Origin of the sequence: Mesorhizobium sp. NZP2077, assembly GCF_013170805.1 — a bacterium.
GTDB lineage: Bacteria > Pseudomonadota > Alphaproteobacteria > Rhizobiales > Rhizobiaceae > Mesorhizobium.
This window is the reverse complement of sequence record NZ_CP051293.1, coordinates 1762540-1777770: the sequence shown is the minus strand read 5'-3', so window position 1 is coordinate 1777770 and position 15231 is coordinate 1762540. Positions and strand designations below refer to the sequence as shown.

Annotated in this window: 14 protein-coding genes; 2 read left to right on the top strand and 12 right to left on the bottom strand. The window is 62.7% G+C overall.

Annotated elements, in window-relative coordinates:
- Positions 1–178: 178 nt before the first annotated feature.
- Positions 179–1276, top strand: a complete 1098-nt coding sequence (locus HGP13_RS08790) for a trypsin-like serine protease (protein ID WP_172224027.1) — start codon at positions 179–181, stop codon at positions 1274–1276.
- A 93-nt stretch (positions 1277–1369) separates the two neighbouring features.
- Here HGP13_RS08790 and mgrA read toward each other — a convergent pair whose 3' ends face one another.
- From mgrA to HGP13_RS08755, 7 genes are all read right to left on the bottom strand, one after another.
- Positions 1370–2416, bottom strand: coding sequence for an L-glyceraldehyde 3-phosphate reductase (gene mgrA / locus HGP13_RS08785; RefSeq protein ID WP_172224024.1), 1047 nt, complete (start codon positions 2414–2416; stop codon positions 1370–1372).
- A 132-nt stretch (positions 2417–2548) separates the two neighbouring features.
- Positions 2549–3706 carry a Gfo/Idh/MocA family oxidoreductase gene (locus tag HGP13_RS08780; protein WP_172224021.1) on the bottom strand — a complete coding sequence of 386 codons (1158 nt, stop codon included), beginning with the start codon at positions 3704–3706 and terminating at the stop codon, positions 2549–2551.
- An 11-nt stretch (positions 3707–3717) separates the two neighbouring features.
- Positions 3718–4464: a sugar phosphate isomerase/epimerase gene (locus HGP13_RS08775; RefSeq protein ID WP_172224017.1), complete on the bottom strand. Its 747-nt coding sequence runs from the start codon at positions 4462–4464 to the stop codon at positions 3718–3720.
- 58 nt (positions 4465–4522) lie between these two features.
- The gene (ugpC, locus tag HGP13_RS08770; protein ID WP_172224015.1) at positions 4523–5617 is read right to left on the bottom strand and encodes a sn-glycerol-3-phosphate ABC transporter ATP-binding protein UgpC; all 1095 of its coding nucleotides are present in this window, start codon (positions 5615–5617) and stop codon (positions 4523–4525) included.
- 5 nt (positions 5618–5622) lie between these two features.
- Complete coding sequence (locus tag HGP13_RS08765) at positions 5623–6546, bottom strand: carbohydrate ABC transporter permease (protein ID WP_172224012.1); 924 nt, start codon at positions 6544–6546, stop codon at positions 5623–5625.
- Complete coding sequence (locus HGP13_RS08760) at positions 6543–7439, bottom strand: sugar ABC transporter permease (protein ID WP_172224010.1); 897 nt, start codon at positions 7437–7439, stop codon at positions 6543–6545. The genes HGP13_RS08765 and HGP13_RS08760 overlap by 4 nt, the downstream gene beginning before the upstream one ends.
- A 155-nt stretch (positions 7440–7594) precedes the next feature.
- The gene (locus tag HGP13_RS08755; protein WP_172224007.1) at positions 7595–8851 is read right to left on the bottom strand and encodes an ABC transporter substrate-binding protein; all 1257 of its coding nucleotides are present in this window, start codon (positions 8849–8851) and stop codon (positions 7595–7597) included.
- Between the two features lie 407 nt (positions 8852–9258).
- On the opposite strand from HGP13_RS08755, the gene HGP13_RS08750 reads away from it, so the two are divergent.
- The gene (locus tag HGP13_RS08750; RefSeq protein ID WP_172224004.1) at positions 9259–10311 is read left to right on the top strand and encodes a LacI family transcriptional regulator; all 1053 of its coding nucleotides are present in this window, start codon (positions 9259–9261) and stop codon (positions 10309–10311) included.
- Here HGP13_RS08750 and gndA read toward each other — a convergent pair.
- From gndA to HGP13_RS08725, 5 genes are all read right to left on the bottom strand, one after another.
- Positions 10308–11735, bottom strand: a complete 1428-nt coding sequence (gene gndA / locus HGP13_RS08745) for an NADP-dependent phosphogluconate dehydrogenase (RefSeq protein WP_172224002.1) — start codon at positions 11733–11735, stop codon at positions 10308–10310. The genes HGP13_RS08750 and gndA overlap by 4 nt on opposite strands.
- Positions 11736–11884: 149 nt before the next feature.
- Complete coding sequence (locus HGP13_RS08740; RefSeq protein WP_246707311.1) at positions 11885–13522, bottom strand: copper resistance CopC/CopD family protein; 1638 nt, start codon at positions 13520–13522, stop codon at positions 11885–11887.
- Between the two features lie 53 nt (positions 13523–13575).
- A complete protein-coding gene (locus tag HGP13_RS08735) occupies positions 13576–14094 on the bottom strand; it encodes a YcnI family protein (protein ID WP_172224000.1) in 519 nt (172 codons plus the stop codon).
- 39 nt (positions 14095–14133) lie between these two features.
- Complete coding sequence (locus tag HGP13_RS08730; protein WP_172234646.1) at positions 14134–14649, bottom strand: copper chaperone PCu(A)C; 516 nt, start codon at positions 14647–14649, stop codon at positions 14134–14136.
- Positions 14650–14780: 131 nt separating this feature from the next.
- Positions 14781–15137 carry a DUF2946 family protein gene (locus tag HGP13_RS08725; RefSeq protein WP_172223998.1) on the bottom strand — a complete coding sequence of 119 codons (357 nt, stop codon included), beginning with the start codon at positions 15135–15137 and terminating at the stop codon, positions 14781–14783.
- Positions 15138–15231: the final 94 nt, after the last annotated feature.

Sequence of the window (15231 nt, the reverse complement as noted above, 5' to 3'; positions counted from 1 at the left end):
CTATAGGATTTTGTGCGGGTTCTACTCGCGGGCACGGTTAGCAAAAGTGGGCTTCGGTTTTGTGACCGATCGCGCGCCATTTCGATACGGCACGCGTGCGGATCGCTGAACCGGCAGCACCTCCTTGCACAATGCCCGGCGTCGATCTGCGCGGGAGAATTGTCTCAGGAGGGTTCAGGTGCACATCACAAATCGGTTCGGACCAATCGCTGCCGCATCGCTGCTTGGCATTGCCGCTGGCTTTGTATCAATCAACACCGGCCAGGCGGATGAAAGTACCGCAAGGCCCGAAGCGGCGGTCTCGCCGATGCAGCGGGTGAACGATGCCAGGGCCAAGGCGGCGGCGGAAAACCCCGAGGGCGCCGACCGGGTCTATGGCGGCAACCAAGCTGAAAAGGGCGCCTATCCTTTCCAGGTTGCGTTGCTCACCTCCGCCAGGCTGGACGAGAATCCCGCCTCGCAGGCCAATGCGCAATTCTGCGGCGGCAGCCTGATCGCGCCGCAATGGGTGCTGACGGCGGCGCACTGCCTCAACGACAAGGGCAAGCCGATCTCGCCGGATTCGGTCACCGTGCTGACGGGCGCCACCGACCTCAGCGAAGGCAAGCGCCACAAAGTGGTGCAGGTCATCGTCAACGAGGGTTATAGCGAGCAGACGCTCGACAACGACCTTGGCCTGCTCCGGCTTGCGGATACGGCCGATGCGCCGACCATCAAGCTTACCCACGAGGCGACCCCCGACACCGGCAAAACCACCGTCACCGGCTGGGGCAAGATGCAGGACGGGACGTTCCCGACCACGCTGATGGTCGCCGACCTCGATCTGCAGCCGAACAAGGCCTGCAACAGCGGCATCAAGGCCATCTATGCACATGATCTGAAGGCAGCCCTTGGCGATCTGTCCCACCGCATGCGCTATTCGGAAAAGGGCATCGATGCCGCCGCCAACGCCATCGCCGCCGACATGACCGACCCGCTGACCAGCAATATGATCTGCGCCGGCACCACCAGCGGCGTGCGCGATGCCTGCAACGGCGACAGCGGCGGCCCGCTGTTCATCACTGGCGCTGATGGCCCGGTCCAGGTCGGCGTCGTCAGTTGGGGCGAAGGCCCGGCCGACGGCAGTGCGGCCTGCGGCCACAAGGACGCCTATGGCATCTACACGCGGCTGGCCAACTATGGCGGCTGGATCGAGGCGAAGATGAAGACCCCTGCTCCCGCGCCGGAAAAACCGAAGGCAGGACTGGGCACCGCCCAGAAGCCGAAGACGCCCTGAAACGCGGCATTTGCTTTCACATGAAAACGGCGGGATATGTCCCGCCGTTTCTGTTTTGCCGGCTTGCCAAATGGAGCTATTCCCTTGGCAACCCTATTTCCTCGGCGGGCCTTTGCGCTCGGCGGAGGCCGCCCACAGATTGATGTCGGATTCGCGCGCGTAGCTGTCGATCTCGGCCAATTCGGTATCGCTGAAGTCAAGCACGTTCAGCGCGCCGACGCAGTCCTCGACCTGCTCCGGCCGGCTGGCGCCGATCAGCGCCGACGTCACCTTGCCCTTTCGCAGCACCCAGGCCAGCGCCATCTGCGCCAGCGTCTGGCCGCGCTTGCCGGCGATGGCGTTGAGCGCCTTGATGTTGGCGATGGTGCGGTCATTGATGAAGGCCGTCTTCAGCGACTTGCCCTGCGAGGCGCGGCTGCCTTCGGGGATGCCGCCGAGATATTTGTCGGTCAGCATGCCTTGCGCCAGCGGCGAGAAAACGATCGAGCCGACGCCGAGCCCTTCCAGCGTATCGAGCAGGCCATCTTCCTCGACCCAGCGGTTCAGCATCGAATAGCTCGGCTGGTGGATGACGCAGGGCGTGCCGAGCTGCTTCAGTATATCGGCGGCCTCGCGGGTGCGCTGCGAATTGTAGGACGAGATGCCGGCATAGAGGGCCTTGCCCGAGCGCACCGCATGGTCGAGCGCGCCCATGGTTTCTTCCAGCGGTGTGTCGGGATCGAAGCGGTGCGAATAGAAGATGTCGACATAGTCGAGCCCCATCCGCTGCAGGCTCTGATCGAGGCTGGCCAGCATGTATTTGCGCCCGCCCCATTCGCCATAGGGCCCTGCCCACATTTCATAGCCGGCCTTGGTCGAGATGATCAGCTCGTCGCGATAGGCGGCAAAGTCAGTGCGCAGGATTTCGCCGAAAGCGGTCTCCGCCGAGCCGGCCGGCGGCCCATAATTGTTGGCGAGGTCGAAATGGGTGATACCGAGGTCGAAGGCCTTGCGGGCAATCGCCTGCTTCGTCTTGTGCGGCGTGTCATCGCCGAAATTGTGCCACAGGCCGAGCGAGATCGCCGGCAGCTTGAGACCGGACCGTCCGCAACGGTTGTAGATCATTTTTTCGTAGCGGTTTTCTGTGGCGATGTAGGGCATGGGAATCCTCAGGATCAGGCGGCGCGGGGATCGCCGGAAGGAACAATTGAATCGATGCTCGCCTTCTCCTTACCCCCTCCCCGGCGAAACGGGGAGAGGGAGATTTGAAAAATTATCGATAATCCCTGCGGCCTACTTTTTCTTCGCCAGCAGTTCCTTGGCTGCCTTGACGCCAAGGGCGGCCGGCCGCTCGCAGGTGGTCTGCATGGCGACGAATTTTCCCGTCTCGCCGGAACGCAGGATGCCGGTCATGATATCGACGGCATGCAGCCCCAGTTCCATCGAACAGCGGTGCGGCCGCCCCTCGACGATCGCCAGCGCCATGTCGGCGAGGCCTGATGTGCGGTAATTGGCCATCATGCCCTGACCGTGCATCTCGTTGGGAACGCCAAGCGGATGCTTCCATTTCGGCAGCTTCTTGACCGGCTTGCCTTCTTCGGTGAAGCGCACGTCGCCGCCGAAGAAGTTCGGGTCCGGCACGAACACCGTGCCCGCCTCGCCATAGAGTTCCATCGGCGCGTGGCCATGAGCCCAGACATCCCAGCTGGTGTTCAGCGTCACCACGGCGCCATTCTCGAACTCCAGCAGGCCGTGGATTGTGGTCGGCGTGTTGACGGGGATTTTTTCGCCCGCGCGCGGCTTTGACGAAATCGTCCGCTCCTTGGCCGGAGTCGTCGCGAAAGCCGCCACCTGCTTCACCGGCCCGATCAGCTGGATCAGATTGGTGATGTAGTACGGCCCGATATCGAGCACCGGTCCGGCGCCCGGCTGGAAGAAGAAATCCGGATTGGGGTGCCAATGCTCCATGCCATGACCCATGACATGGCAGGTACCGCTGGTGATCTTGCCGAGCTTGCCCTCGTCGATCAGTTCACGCACCAGCTGGTGCGCGCCGCCGAGGAAAGTGTCGGGCGCCGAGCCGATGCGCAGCCCTTTTTTCTCGGCCCGCGCCTTGAGGTCCTGGCCCTCCTTGAGCGAGAGCACGAACGGCTTTTCGGAATAGACGTGCTTGCCGGCGTCGAGCACCCGTTTCGACACCTCGTAATGCACGGCCGGAATGGTCAGATTGACGATGATGTCGATGTCGTCGGCCTTGAGCAGGTCCTCGACGGTATCGGCGCGCAGCTTGAATTCCTTGGCCCGCGCCCTCGCCGCGTCCATGTTGATGTCGGCGCAGGCACGCATCTCGATGCCGCGAAACAGCGGCGCCAGCGAGAAATACGCCTTCGAGATGTTGCCGCAGCCGATGACGCCAATACCCAGTTTCCCAGTACCCAGCTTCTTTGCCATGATGATTGTTCCTAGTAAGCCTTGACGGATGCGATCGAGCGGCGGGCGAAGCGCTCGATGTCGTTGGGATTGTCCTGTTCCATGACAAAGTAATTTGCCGCGCTCTTGGCCCGCAACAGTTTGATCAGGCCGGCCCAGTCGATCGTGCCGTGGCCGACATCCGACCAGCCATCCTCATCCAGTCCTTCGCCCGGCTTTGCAATGTCCTTCACATGTACGGCGACGATGCGCTTGCCGTGCTTTTCGATCCAGGGCAGCGGATCGGCGCCACCGCGCACCACCCAGGCGAGGTCCATCTCCCAGCCGATACCGGGAGCGGAAGACAGGATGTGGTCCTGCGGCACCGAGCCGTCGGCGAGTGCCTTGAACTCGAAATCATGGTTGTGCCAGGCAAAGCCGTAGCCGGCCTTCGAGGCCACCTCGCCGACCTTGGCCAGACGCTCGCCGAAGCCGCGCCAGCCGGCGGCATCGGACGGCCTGTTCTCGGCCAGCAGATAGGGACAGATCAAGAGCTTGATGTCGAGCGCCTCGGCGATCCTGCGCACGCCGTCGAAATCCTTCTCCAGCGCGTCGATGGAGAAGTGCCCGGTCGGCATGGCAAGGCCGTTCTTGTCGAGTTCGGCGCGGAAGGCCTTGGGATCGGCATAGACGCCGCCGAAGCCTTCAACTTGCGTGTAGCCAAGCTTGCCGAGTGTCGCGAGCACGCCTTCCCAGGGCTGGAAATTGCGGGCGCTGTAAAGTTGGAATGACCAGTTCATCGTCTTTGTCCGTTCTGCTTGGTATGGTGGGGCTTGGGGGATGGTTCTTGGGGAGAGATTAGAGGCGGTTGCCGGTTTGGGCATCGAACAGCGAGGCCCGCATCGGATCGAAGCCGATGCTCACCGCGTCGGCATTTTTCGGTGTGCGCTCCGATGTCACGCGGACGGTGAAATTCTGCTTGCCGAGCTTCAGCCAGACCAGCGTATCGGAGCCCATCGGTTCGACGACTTCGACATTTGCGTCAGCCGTAAACGGCCAGCCGGCGCCGCTGTTGAAGGCGACGTGCTCGGGGCGCATGCCGAATACGGCCGGCCCCGGCACCGGCTCCTTCTCGAAGCCGTAGGTCGCGAGCGGAATGCGCACATCCTCGACGACGAAATGCCAGTCGCCCTTGTCCTTCTCCAGCCTGCCGTCGATGAAATTCATCGCCGGTGAGCCAAGGAAGCCGGCGACGAAACGGTTGACCGGGCGGTTGTAGATGGTCTGCGGTGCGTCGAGCTGCTGGATGACGCCGCCCTTCATCACCGCGATGCGGTCGGCCAGCGTCATCGCCTCGATCTGGTCGTGGGTGACGTAGATCATGGTGTTCTGCAATTTGCGGTGCAGAAGCTTGATTTCGACGCGCAGTTCCGAGCGCAGCTTGGCATCGAGGTTGGACAGCGGCTCGTCGAACAGGAAGACGTCGACATCGCGCACCAGCGCGCGCCCGATCGCCACGCGCTGGCGTTGGCCGCCGGAGAGGGCCGCCGGCTTGCGCTGCAGCAGCGGCTCGATCTGCAGGATTTCGGCCGCTCGCGCGATCCGCTTGGCGATTTCGCCCTTTGGCGTGCCGGCGACGCGCAGGCCGAAGGACAGGTTCTTCTCCACCGTCATCTGCGGGTACAGAGCATAGGACTGGAACACCATGCCGATGCCGCGATCCTTGGGCTCTTCCCAGGTGACGTTCTTGCCCTTGATGAAGATGCGGCCTTCGGAGACGTCAAGCAGGCCGGCAATACAGTTGAGCAAGGTCGACTTGCCGCAGCCGGAAGGCCCGAGCAGCACGATGAACTCGCCTTCGGCGACATCGAGATTGAGCGTCTCCAGGACGGTCACCGCACCGAAATTCAGCGACAAGTCCTGGATTGAAACGCTGGTACCGTTCTGCGCCATATCCACTAGCCTTTCACCGCACCGGCGGCGATGCCGCGCACGAACCATCTTCCCGAGACGAAGTAGATGAGCAGGGGCACCGCCGCCGTCAGGATGGTCGCCGCCATGTTGACATTGTACTCCCGCACGCCGGTCGTGGTGTTGACGATGTTGTTGAGCTGCACGGTCATTGGCCAGTTCGATCGCCCGGCGAACACGATGCCGAACAGGAAGTCGTTCCAGATGCCGGTTACTTGCAGGATGATAGCGACGACGGTGATCGGCACCGACATCGGCAGCATGATGGAGAAAAAGATGCGCCAGAAACCCGCCCCGTCGACACGCGCCGCCTTGAACAGCTCCACCGGCAGTGCCGCGTAGAAATTGCGGAACAGCAGCGTCAGGATGGGCATCCCGAAGATCGTGTGCACGATGATGATGCCAGGAAGGGTCGCGAACAGCCCGACCGAGCTCAGGCCGATGATCAGCGGATAGATCACGACCTGATAGGGCACGAAGGCACCGAAAACGAGCAACCCGAATAGCAGATTGGCGCCCCTGTAGGGCCAGAAGGTGAGCGCATAACCGTTAATCGAGGCACAGATGATCGAGATGATCACGCTCGGCACGGTGATCTTCACCGAATTGTAGAAGCCTGGGCTGAGGCCGAAGCAGTCGCGGCCGGTGCAGGCATGGAGCCAGGCGTCGGCCCAGGGCTGAAAGGTCGGCTCGACCGGAAAGTTGAAAAGATGCCCGAGCCTGATCTCCGGCATCCCCTTCAGCGATGTGACGATCATGATGTAGACCGGGATGAGGAAGAAGAGCGCCGCAACGACCAGGAACGCATAGAGGCCGATGCGCCCGACAGATGTCCGGCGTGGTTTCGGCCCGAACGGCGCGACGCCAGCCTGATCCGGCTGTTCTTGAGTGGTGATCACGCCGGCGGTCATAGGGCTGCTTCCCGCTGGCGATTGCGCCGCCACATGACAAGTCCGCCGAACGCCAGCACGACCAGCACCGGCAGCAGCATCATCGTTGCCGCGGCCATGCCCTGGCCGACGTTCTGGCGCACAGTGATCAGCTGGATCACATAGACCGCCGGCATCGACGTGGCGATGCCCGGCCCACCGCCAGTCATGGCAATGACCAGGTCGTAGACGCGCACCACGCCGACACATTGGAGAACGAAGGCGGTGGCGAAGGCGCCCTTCATCATCGGCGCCACGATGGAAACATGCGTGCGCCATGTCGGGATGCCGTCGACCCTCGCTGCCTTCCAGATCTCCTCGTCAACCCCGCGCAGGCCGGCAAGCAGGATCGCCATCGTCACGCCCGAGCCCTGCCAGATGCCCGCCACGACCAGCGCGTAGATCGCGGTGTTGGCGTCAACCAGGGGGGCGAAGCTGAAGCTCGACCAGCCCAGGTTGCGCATGGCCTCCTGCAGGCCGAGATTGGGATCGAGCACCCACTGCCAGACGAGACCGGTGACGATCAGCGACATGGCGAAGGGATACAGGAAGATCGAGCGGAACAGGTCTTCCTGGCGGATGCGCTGGTCCATGAAAACGGCGAGCAGATAGCCGAACACCATGTTGCAGGTGATCGACATCAGGCCGAAGAACCAGATGTTGTTGACCGAGACGAGCCAGCGGCTGTCGGCCCATAGCCGCCTGTACTGCGCCAGGCCGACGAAATCGTAATTGGGGAAGAGCTTGGAACTGGTGAACGACCATAGCACCGAGAAGCCGATGCCGATCACAAAGACGCCGACGGCAACGAGAATCATCGGTATCGTGCCGATGACGGCAGGCAGGTGAAATCTGCGCCTCCAGCTCCTCTGCATCGTCCGTCTTTCTCCGCTTCTACCGATACACCGGGATCGTCTGGCGACGCGAAAGTCAGCCTCCGCCAGATTCACAACCGCTACGGCTTCCGATCCTGCGATTGTCAGCCCGCCGACAAAGGCTTTCTGCTTGACGAGCCGAGGTGGAACGGCTCCTAGTCGGAATTTCCGATGATGGTAGCGAACTTCGCGGTAGCGTCGTCAGCTGTCATGGAGTCGTCGGCGAAGAATTGCGCGACGAGCTCATTGAGCTGCTGGTTGGTGTTCTCGGTGATGAACCGGTTGGTCGCGGTGACGATGTTGGCCGGATCTTCCACCGCTTTCAGCGACTTCTGCATGCACGGGTCGGCCGTCGACATGTCGACATCGCCACGCACGGGCATCGAACCCTTGGCGTTGTTGAAGGCGACCTGAACCTCAGGGCTGATGAGCAGTGCGGCAAGACGCTTCTGCGCTGCCTCGACATCCGGATTGTTCTGCTTGAAGAAAACGATGATATCGCCGTCGGTGCTGACCACCGGCTTGGCCTCGTTCAAGCCGATCATGCAGCCGAAATCCTTGACGCCGGTCATGCCGGCGGCCGCGAATTCGCCGCGCGCCCAGTCGCCCATCACCTGAAGTCCGGCCTTGCCGGTGATCACCAGATTGGTGGTGTCGTTCCAATTGCGGTTGGCGTAGCCATTGTCGGTGAACTGCTTCAGCGTCCTCAACTGCGTGAAGACGCCTTTCATCTCGGGGCCGCCGGCAATTTCGGCGCTCTTCTTCGTATACATCTCGTCGCGCTTGGCGACGCCTAGAGCCTCTGTGACCATGTCCTGGAAGAGCAACTGGATCTGCCAGCCGTTTCCGTCGCCGCCGATGGCGAAGGGAATGAGGCCTGCTTCCTTGATCTTCGGCGCGGCCGCAATGAAATCGGCCAGATTCTTCGGCTCCGGCACGCCGGCTTTCTCGAACACCGGCTTGGAGTACCAGGCCCAGTAGTTCGAATGAATATTGACCGGAACGCACCACCAATGACCGTCGACAAGGCAGGCGCTGCCGATCGCCTTCGGGCGAATGACTTGATCCCACTTGCCAGCGGTCGCGACATCGGTGAGGTCGAGCAGCTTGCCGCCCGAGATCAGCTCCTCGTACTGGCGACCGGGATTGAACTGGGCCGCACCGGGCGGATCGCCGCCGAGCACACGCTGCATGACGGTCGAGCGGGCGGTTTCACCCAGGGCAATCGCGCTGTCCACCCACTTGTCGCCATGGCCGTCGTTGTCAAAGGCCTTTGCGAACTGCGAGACCGCCGCCGACTCGCCCTTCGACGTCCACCAGTGGATGACTTCCAGGTCCGTGGCCTTGGCCGTGCCGGCAAACTGTAGCGCCGCCGATGCTGCCAGCGCAGCGGTCAAAATCCTGTATCGCATTTCGGTTCCTCCCAGAATCTGAAACGTTACAGATTTTGGATAAGGCAATTGCAGGAATGACGCAACCCCAAGCGTGATCGCCGTCTGATATTTTTTCGAGCTGCGAACAAAATGCGTAAGCCAACGAGTCCATTGTGCGCCGCAATATGAGCTACCGCACCGCAAAACAGACGGGCCTTCCATGAAAGGCGGTGAAAAGGCAGTTAGGGCGACGTTTAGCCTTGGATTCTCAAGGGAATCCACGATCACGTGTCTGCTTGCCTATCCACCAGGTCGCCCCCTGAGACTGGCAATCTGTAACGTTTCAGTATATTGACATCGCGCCGGGCCCGGAATCGTGCCGCACCGCCAATCACGGCGATTGCCGACCCGGTCTGCGGCTGCTATGCGCCTGACGGGCGGGACAAATGGACAAACGGCGTACGGAAAAGAACGACGAGAATTCGGCCAGCGAGCGGCCGACGCTGAAGACGCTTGCCTTCATGACCGGGCTCGGCGTCACCACCGTATCGCGCGCCCTGAAGGACGCGCCGGAGATCGGCGCCGAGACCAGGCGCCGCGTCCAGCTGGTCGCCAAGCAGATCGGCTACCGGCCGAACCGTGCTGGCGTACGCCTGCGCACCGGCAGGACCAACGTCATCAGCCTCGTACTCAACACCGAGCGCGAGATCATGAGCTTCGTCTCGGATATCATCTACGGCGTTTCGGAAGTGCTCGCCGACACGCCCTATCACCTGATCGTCACGCCCTATTCGCGTTCACAGGATCCGCTCGACCCCATACGCTATCTGGTCGAGACCGGTTCCGCCGATGGCGTCATCATTTCCCGCACGCAGCCGAATGATGCCAGGGCCCGCTATTTGCTGGAGCACGGCATTCCTTTTGCCACGCATGGCCGTACCGACATGGGGCTGGTCCACCCCTATCATGATTTCGACAATCACGCTTTCGCGGTCGAAGCTGTGCGGCGCCTTGCGAGCATGGGACGCCGCAAGCTCGCTCTGCTGGCGCCACCCGTCGGACTGACTTATCACGGCCATACGGTCAACGGCTTTGCCGATGCGCTGAGCGAGGTCGGCGCCAGCGAGATCCCGTTCAGCACCGTGTCGATCGACCATTCGATCGAACAGATCAGGACGAGGACCGCGCAGTTGATGCGCCGCGACATCAGGCCGGACGGCATCGTCAGCAGCGCCGCCGCCGCCACGCTCGCGCTCGTCGCCGGCATCGAGGATGCGGGCTTCAAGCTTGGCCGTGACGTCGATATCGTCTCCAAGCAATCATCGGACCTTTTGCACCTGTTTCGGCCCGAACTGCTGATCGTCAACGAGAACTTCCGGCTGGCGGGCTCGGAGCTCGCCCGCTCGGTTCTCGGCTGGATCGGCGGCTCAGCACCTGGCTCGCTGCAAAGTCTCAGCGTGCCGAGCGAGGTCCTGGCCTACAAGCGCTCCATGGCTTAGCCGGCAGCGCCACTGCCCCACGGCCCGTGGAAGGCCCCCTGCTCGCCAATGCGTTCAAAGCCATGCGCACCGAAGAAGTCGCGCTGCGCCTGGATCAGGTTCGAGGTACCGCGGCCCTGGCGATAGCTGTCGAAATAGGCAAGAGCGGAAGCCAGCGCCGGCACCGGCGAGCCGGCCTCCGAAGCCTTGGCAACAACGCGCCGGAGCGACGGATGCGCCTCCTGCATCATGGTGATGAAGGCCGGCGCCATCAAAAGGTTGGTCGCCGCGCCGCCCGAGCCGAACGCGTCCGCCATCGTGTCCAGCATCTGCGAGCGGATGATGCAGCCGGCGCGCCAGATCTTGGCGATGGTCGGCATCGGCAGGTTCCAGTTGAACTCCTTCGAGGCGCCGCTCATCACGGCAAAACCTTGCGCATAGGCGGCGATCTTGCCGGCGAGCAGCGCCAGTTCGAGGTCTTTCAGCAGCACATCCTTGTCGCCGGAAATCTTCGTCACAACGATATTGCCATAGGCCTTTTCCGCCGCCTGCCGCTCGTCCTTGATCGACGACAGAACGCGCGCCGCCACCGCCGCCTCGATCGCAGTCGCCGGAATGCCGAGCTGCTGCGCCTCGATGACAGACCATTTGCCGGTTCCCTTCTGGCCGGCGCGGTCGAGGATGATATCGACCACCGGCTTTCCGGTCTTCGGATCGTCGGCGGCCAGCACCTTGGCGGTGATCTCGATCAGATACGAATCGAGCCGGCCCTTGTTCCACTTTTCAAAGACGGTGCCGATGTCCTTCGGCCCCATGCCCAGGCCATCGCGCAGGATACCGTAGATCTCGGCAATCATCTGCATGTCGGCATATTCGATGCCGTTGTGGATGGTCTTGACGAAATGGCCGGCGCCATCAGTGCCGAGCCAGGCGGCGCAGGGTTCGTCCTTGAACTTCGCGGAGATGGCGGTCAGCACGTTCTCGACGCGCTTCCAGGAGTCCTCAGTACCGCCGACCATGATCGACGGGCCGTGGCGCGCGCCCTCCTCGCCGCCGGACACACCCATGCCGATGAAGGTCAGGCCCGATCCGGACAATTCGGAGAAACGCCGCATCGTATCGCGGAAATTGGCATTGCCAGCGTCGATGACGATGTCGTTGGCCGAAAGCACGCCGCGCAAGGCTTCGATCTGTTCATCGACAGGCTTGCCTGCCAACACCATGATGATGATCGGACGCGGCGGCCGGATCGCCGCAGCAAGTTCTTCCAGGCTGTAGCAGGGAACAACCATATTCTTCAGCGCGCCGGCATTTTCGACGAAAGCGTCGGTGCGTGCCCTTGTGCGGTTGAAGACGGCGATGCGGTGCCCGTGTTCGGCGATGTTGAGGGCCAGGTTGGAGCCCATCGTGCCAAGGCCGATCAGGCCGATTTCGGCTTTTTCCATCGTTTCTTCCCTGCTTTCGGATCTTATTGGTTGGAGCCCGCGATTTGGCGGGATGATTGACGGGCCTTTCGGGCCGCGTCAACCGCCTCGCCGAATTGTGTTGCAGTTGCACAAGGCAGACCGTTCGACAATGGTATTGCATCTGTCGGTTACGGCCTGATGTCCACCGGCGCTTCGATCTTCACGATCTCGAAGTCCGAGACCAGGATGTCGATGCGCACCGTCCAGCGGCCGGGGACCGGGATGACGAGGTTGTCGACACGCCAGCTGCCGTCGCCGGGCTTGGTCGCCGCGCGCTTCAGCGGCTCGATGCCGGAATCAGGCTTCGACAGCACCAGCGTCACTTCCTTGGCGTCGAGCGAGCCGAAATCGCCGGTCATGATGATCATCGAGGCAGCGACAGGCCCGGCATGGCCAGGCGTGATGCTGAGATCGGCCATCGCCTGCAGGGCATGGATATGGACCGAAACCGGCTGCGCCGCCGCGATCGCCAGGGCCCGTGGCGGCGGCGTGAAACGCCAGCCCGCGGCAACGCCGAAGATCGCCAGCACGATCAGCATTTCGACGCCGATCGAGCGGGTGAGCCTGCGCTGGACCTCCGTAGCGCCCGCCTCGGCCGAGGCGGTGAGCTTCCAGCGATTGACGGCAGCAAGCGTGAACAGGAAGACCAGCAGCGCAAGCTTAACCAGCAGCAGCCGGCCATAGGCGGTGCCGACCAGCGCCGAGGGCGTCTGCACCTGGATGACGGCCAGCACGAGGCCGGCCGCGGCAAGCACCGCCACGACAGGCAGGATCGCTGAGGAGAAGCGGCGCAGGAAAGCGACGGCGTCAGTTGTTTGGCGCTTCAGCGCGAGACCGAGCGGCACCAGTGCGCCGGCCCAGAAGGCGATGCCGACGCCATGCACGAACACCATCGGCCGCGTCAGCCATTGCGGTTCGGCCGCACTGGCGTGGCCGCTGGCGGCAAGCGCAACGCCGACGCCGGCAATCCCGGCAAGCGCAAACGGCCTGGCGAGTACACGCGGTCCGGCCAGCGACAACAGACCGAGCCCCAGCGAAATCAGGGCAACCAGCACCGTCCAGCCGAAGCTGGTGCCGAGCCCGGTCCGCCAGATCACTGCTTGCGCGAGATGGGAGAGCGGCACCCCGAGCGCATCGAGCCCCTGAAAGCCGAGCGACAAGGGCGCCGCCACCAGCCCGCACAGGATCGCAATGGCCACAAAGCGTTGACCGGCGCGTCCGTCGCCGGCCAGCCAGGCAAGGGCGAAGGCACCGCCAACCCCGAGGAAAAGACCGATGTAGAGAAAGACCTTCCCGATCCAGATCGCCGACCGCAGCGGCCAGTCGATCACCTCGGACACGGCCGGCGGTTCGCTCGGCGCGCCGATGGAAAACAGCAGCGAACCACCGACCGGATGGCCATCGGCGGAAATCACACGCCAGCTCAGCACATGCGTGCCGGATTTGAGCGTTTGCGGATTGTCGATCTCGACGGTCTGGTCAGTGAGGCGGAAGGATGTCAGCGCAACAGGCGTGCCATCGGGCTTCACCAAGGTCAGCACCAGCGGCGAGACCGGCTCGCTGAAGGTTAGTGAGAATTGCGCCGGAGCCTGCGCCAGGACCGCACCGTCAGCCGGGTCGGTCTTGATCAGCGCGGCATGGGCAAGGGCCTGGTTTGTCGAGGCCATGACGACGCACAGCATGATCAGGGCCAGCAGCCCGCCGGCAATGCGGCGGAGGGGCTTGCCGGTCGTACCGACCATACACAGGGAAGATATTGCGCTCATGGCATGCCTTGGGATGCGGCGCGCCCTTATGAGCAGAGCGCGCCGCGAGAAAATTACTTCTTCGGCGTGAGTTTGATGCCGGGTGCCGGGTTCTCCAGCGCGTCTTCATCCTGCCCTGCCGCCGGGATCTCGATCCAGCGGTCGGCGGCATCACCGCATTCCTGCACCACTGGGAAGTACAGCTTCTGGCCGACGGGCAGATCCGCCGTCAACGTCGCGCGAAAGACGAACTCGTCGTAGAATTCATCCGGCAAATTGCCGCCGCTCCAGTCGACTTCCTTGACGCCGTCGGTCACCGCCTGACCATAGAGCTGATAGGATTTTTCATATTTGCCCTTCTTGGTCTGCAGCGCCCAGCCCGGCTTCGGCATCGGTTTCACCGCGATCACCCCTTCCGGAATCTGCACGCGCACGGCGGTTGTCGCCTTGCCGTCGCAGCCATGCGGCACGCGCAGGACCGCCTTGTACGTCGACCCGACCGCCGCTTCCTGGGTTTCGAGCGTGATGTGCGCGAACGCGGCATTCGTCCCCAGCACGAGGAGCGCCGCGGCCGACAAAAGATACTTGTTCATGATTGTCCCTCTAGAATCTTGATCGGTACGATGGCCGGTTCAGTCGTTGTCTTCTTGAGGCGCCGCGCTGCCCATGGCTTGCACGGCGAATTTAATCGTCACTGTCCCGGCTTTTTCGAAGGTCAGCGTGGCGGCGAACATCTCGCCTTGCTTGGGTGGTTGCTTCAAATCCATGAACATCACGTGATAGCTGCCGGGACCCAAAACGACCTTGCCGCCGGCTGGAATCTCCAGGCCGCCGGTAACCGGCCGCATGGTCATGACGCCGTCCTTGACACCCATCTCATGCAGCTCGGCCTTGTCCGAAATGTCGGAGGAAATCGACACGAGCCGGTCCGGCGTGCTGCCATTGTTGGTGATGGTGAAATAGCCGCCGGCCACCTTGGCGCCGGCCGGTGTGGCACGCGACCAGGGATGCCCGATCTCAAGATCGCCGACCTTGAATTCATGTGCGAAAACAGTCTGGGCGCCTAAGAACAACAGGACCAAAGCCAACACGGCAATGCCGAGACGCTCCTCAAGGGTGCGCAGGAGGGATTTGTTGTCGCCGAGCATGGGACGCACGGCGATTGGGAAGGAATGGGACATGGTTGCTCCATGAAGTGATGATCGCGCCGTTGCCGGTCGCGAGTAGTTTTGATCTTTGGATGGGTGCGCCTGCGAAAGGGTCCGCCAGGCAAGCAGGCTCAGCCCACCAGCGGCGGCGCGCGCGGGTTCGACGGCGAGCGTTCGCGCGCGAAGTCGAGATGAATGCTCGCCGGAAAGACGAAGGCGACCGCTTCAAAGGAAAGGCTGCCCAGAGCCAGGCCGGCATTGGCCGGCGGTCCAAAGGCCAATGAAAACATGCTGCAGCCAAGCGTGCAGCAGGCCGGCAGATGCGACGGGTGCTGGTCACCGCCTGGGCGCTGGGCGGCACCGTCGCGTGTACAGATGACGTTGCCGAAAGCGTCGAGTTGCATGGCATTCGGGCCGGTGCCGAAGGCGAACGCGCCGAGCGTCGATTGGAGCAGCAGCAAATAGGCCGCAACAAGCGCGACCGGCATGCTCCAGCGTCTCCCCTTCTTGCTCAAATGACTTGCCTGTTCAAACCATCTGCCTCTTCAGACTTGGAAGGATACCTACCACGGCCGGAGCAGG

Excerpts from the sequence above, each read along its gene's own strand:
- ugpC (WP_172224015.1), bottom strand. The coding sequence starts at position 5,617 with ATGGCGCAGAACGGTACCAGCGTTTCAATCCAGGACTTGTCGCTGAAT.
- gndA (WP_172224002.1), bottom strand. The coding sequence starts at position 11,735 with ATGGAAAAAGCCGAAATCGGCCTGATCGGCCTTGGCACGATGGGCTCC.
- mgrA (WP_172224024.1), bottom strand. The coding sequence starts at position 2,416 with ATGCCCTACATCGCCACAGAAAACCGCTACGAAAAAATGATCTACAAC.
- HGP13_RS08730 (WP_172234646.1), bottom strand. The coding sequence starts at position 14,649 with ATGCTCGGCGACAACAAATCCCTCCTGCGCACCCTTGAGGAGCGTCTC.
- HGP13_RS08760 (WP_172224010.1), bottom strand. The coding sequence starts at position 7,439 with ATGCAGAGGAGCTGGAGGCGCAGATTTCACCTGCCTGCCGTCATCGGC.
- HGP13_RS08780 (WP_172224021.1), bottom strand. The coding sequence starts at position 3,706 with ATGGCAAAGAAGCTGGGTACTGGGAAACTGGGTATTGGCGTCATCGGC.
- HGP13_RS08755 (WP_172224007.1), bottom strand. The coding sequence starts at position 8,851 with ATGCGATACAGGATTTTGACCGCTGCGCTGGCAGCATCGGCGGCGCTA.
- HGP13_RS08775 (WP_172224017.1), bottom strand. The coding sequence starts at position 4,464 with ATGAACTGGTCATTCCAACTTTACAGCGCCCGCAATTTCCAGCCCTGG.
- HGP13_RS08725 (WP_172223998.1), bottom strand. The coding sequence starts at position 15,137 with ATGCCGGTCGCGCTTGTTGCGGCCTATTTGCTGCTGCTCCAATCGACG.
- HGP13_RS08735 (WP_172224000.1), bottom strand. The coding sequence starts at position 14,094 with ATGAACAAGTATCTTTTGTCGGCCGCGGCGCTCCTCGTGCTGGGGACG.
- HGP13_RS08765 (WP_172224012.1), bottom strand. The coding sequence starts at position 6,546 with ATGACCGCCGGCGTGATCACCACTCAAGAACAGCCGGATCAGGCTGGC.
- HGP13_RS08740 (WP_246707311.1), bottom strand. The coding sequence starts at position 13,522 with ATGAGCGCAATATCTTCCCTGTGTATGGTCGGTACGACCGGCAAGCCC.
- HGP13_RS08750 (WP_172224004.1), top strand. The coding sequence starts at position 9,259 with ATGGACAAACGGCGTACGGAAAAGAACGACGAGAATTCGGCCAGCGAG.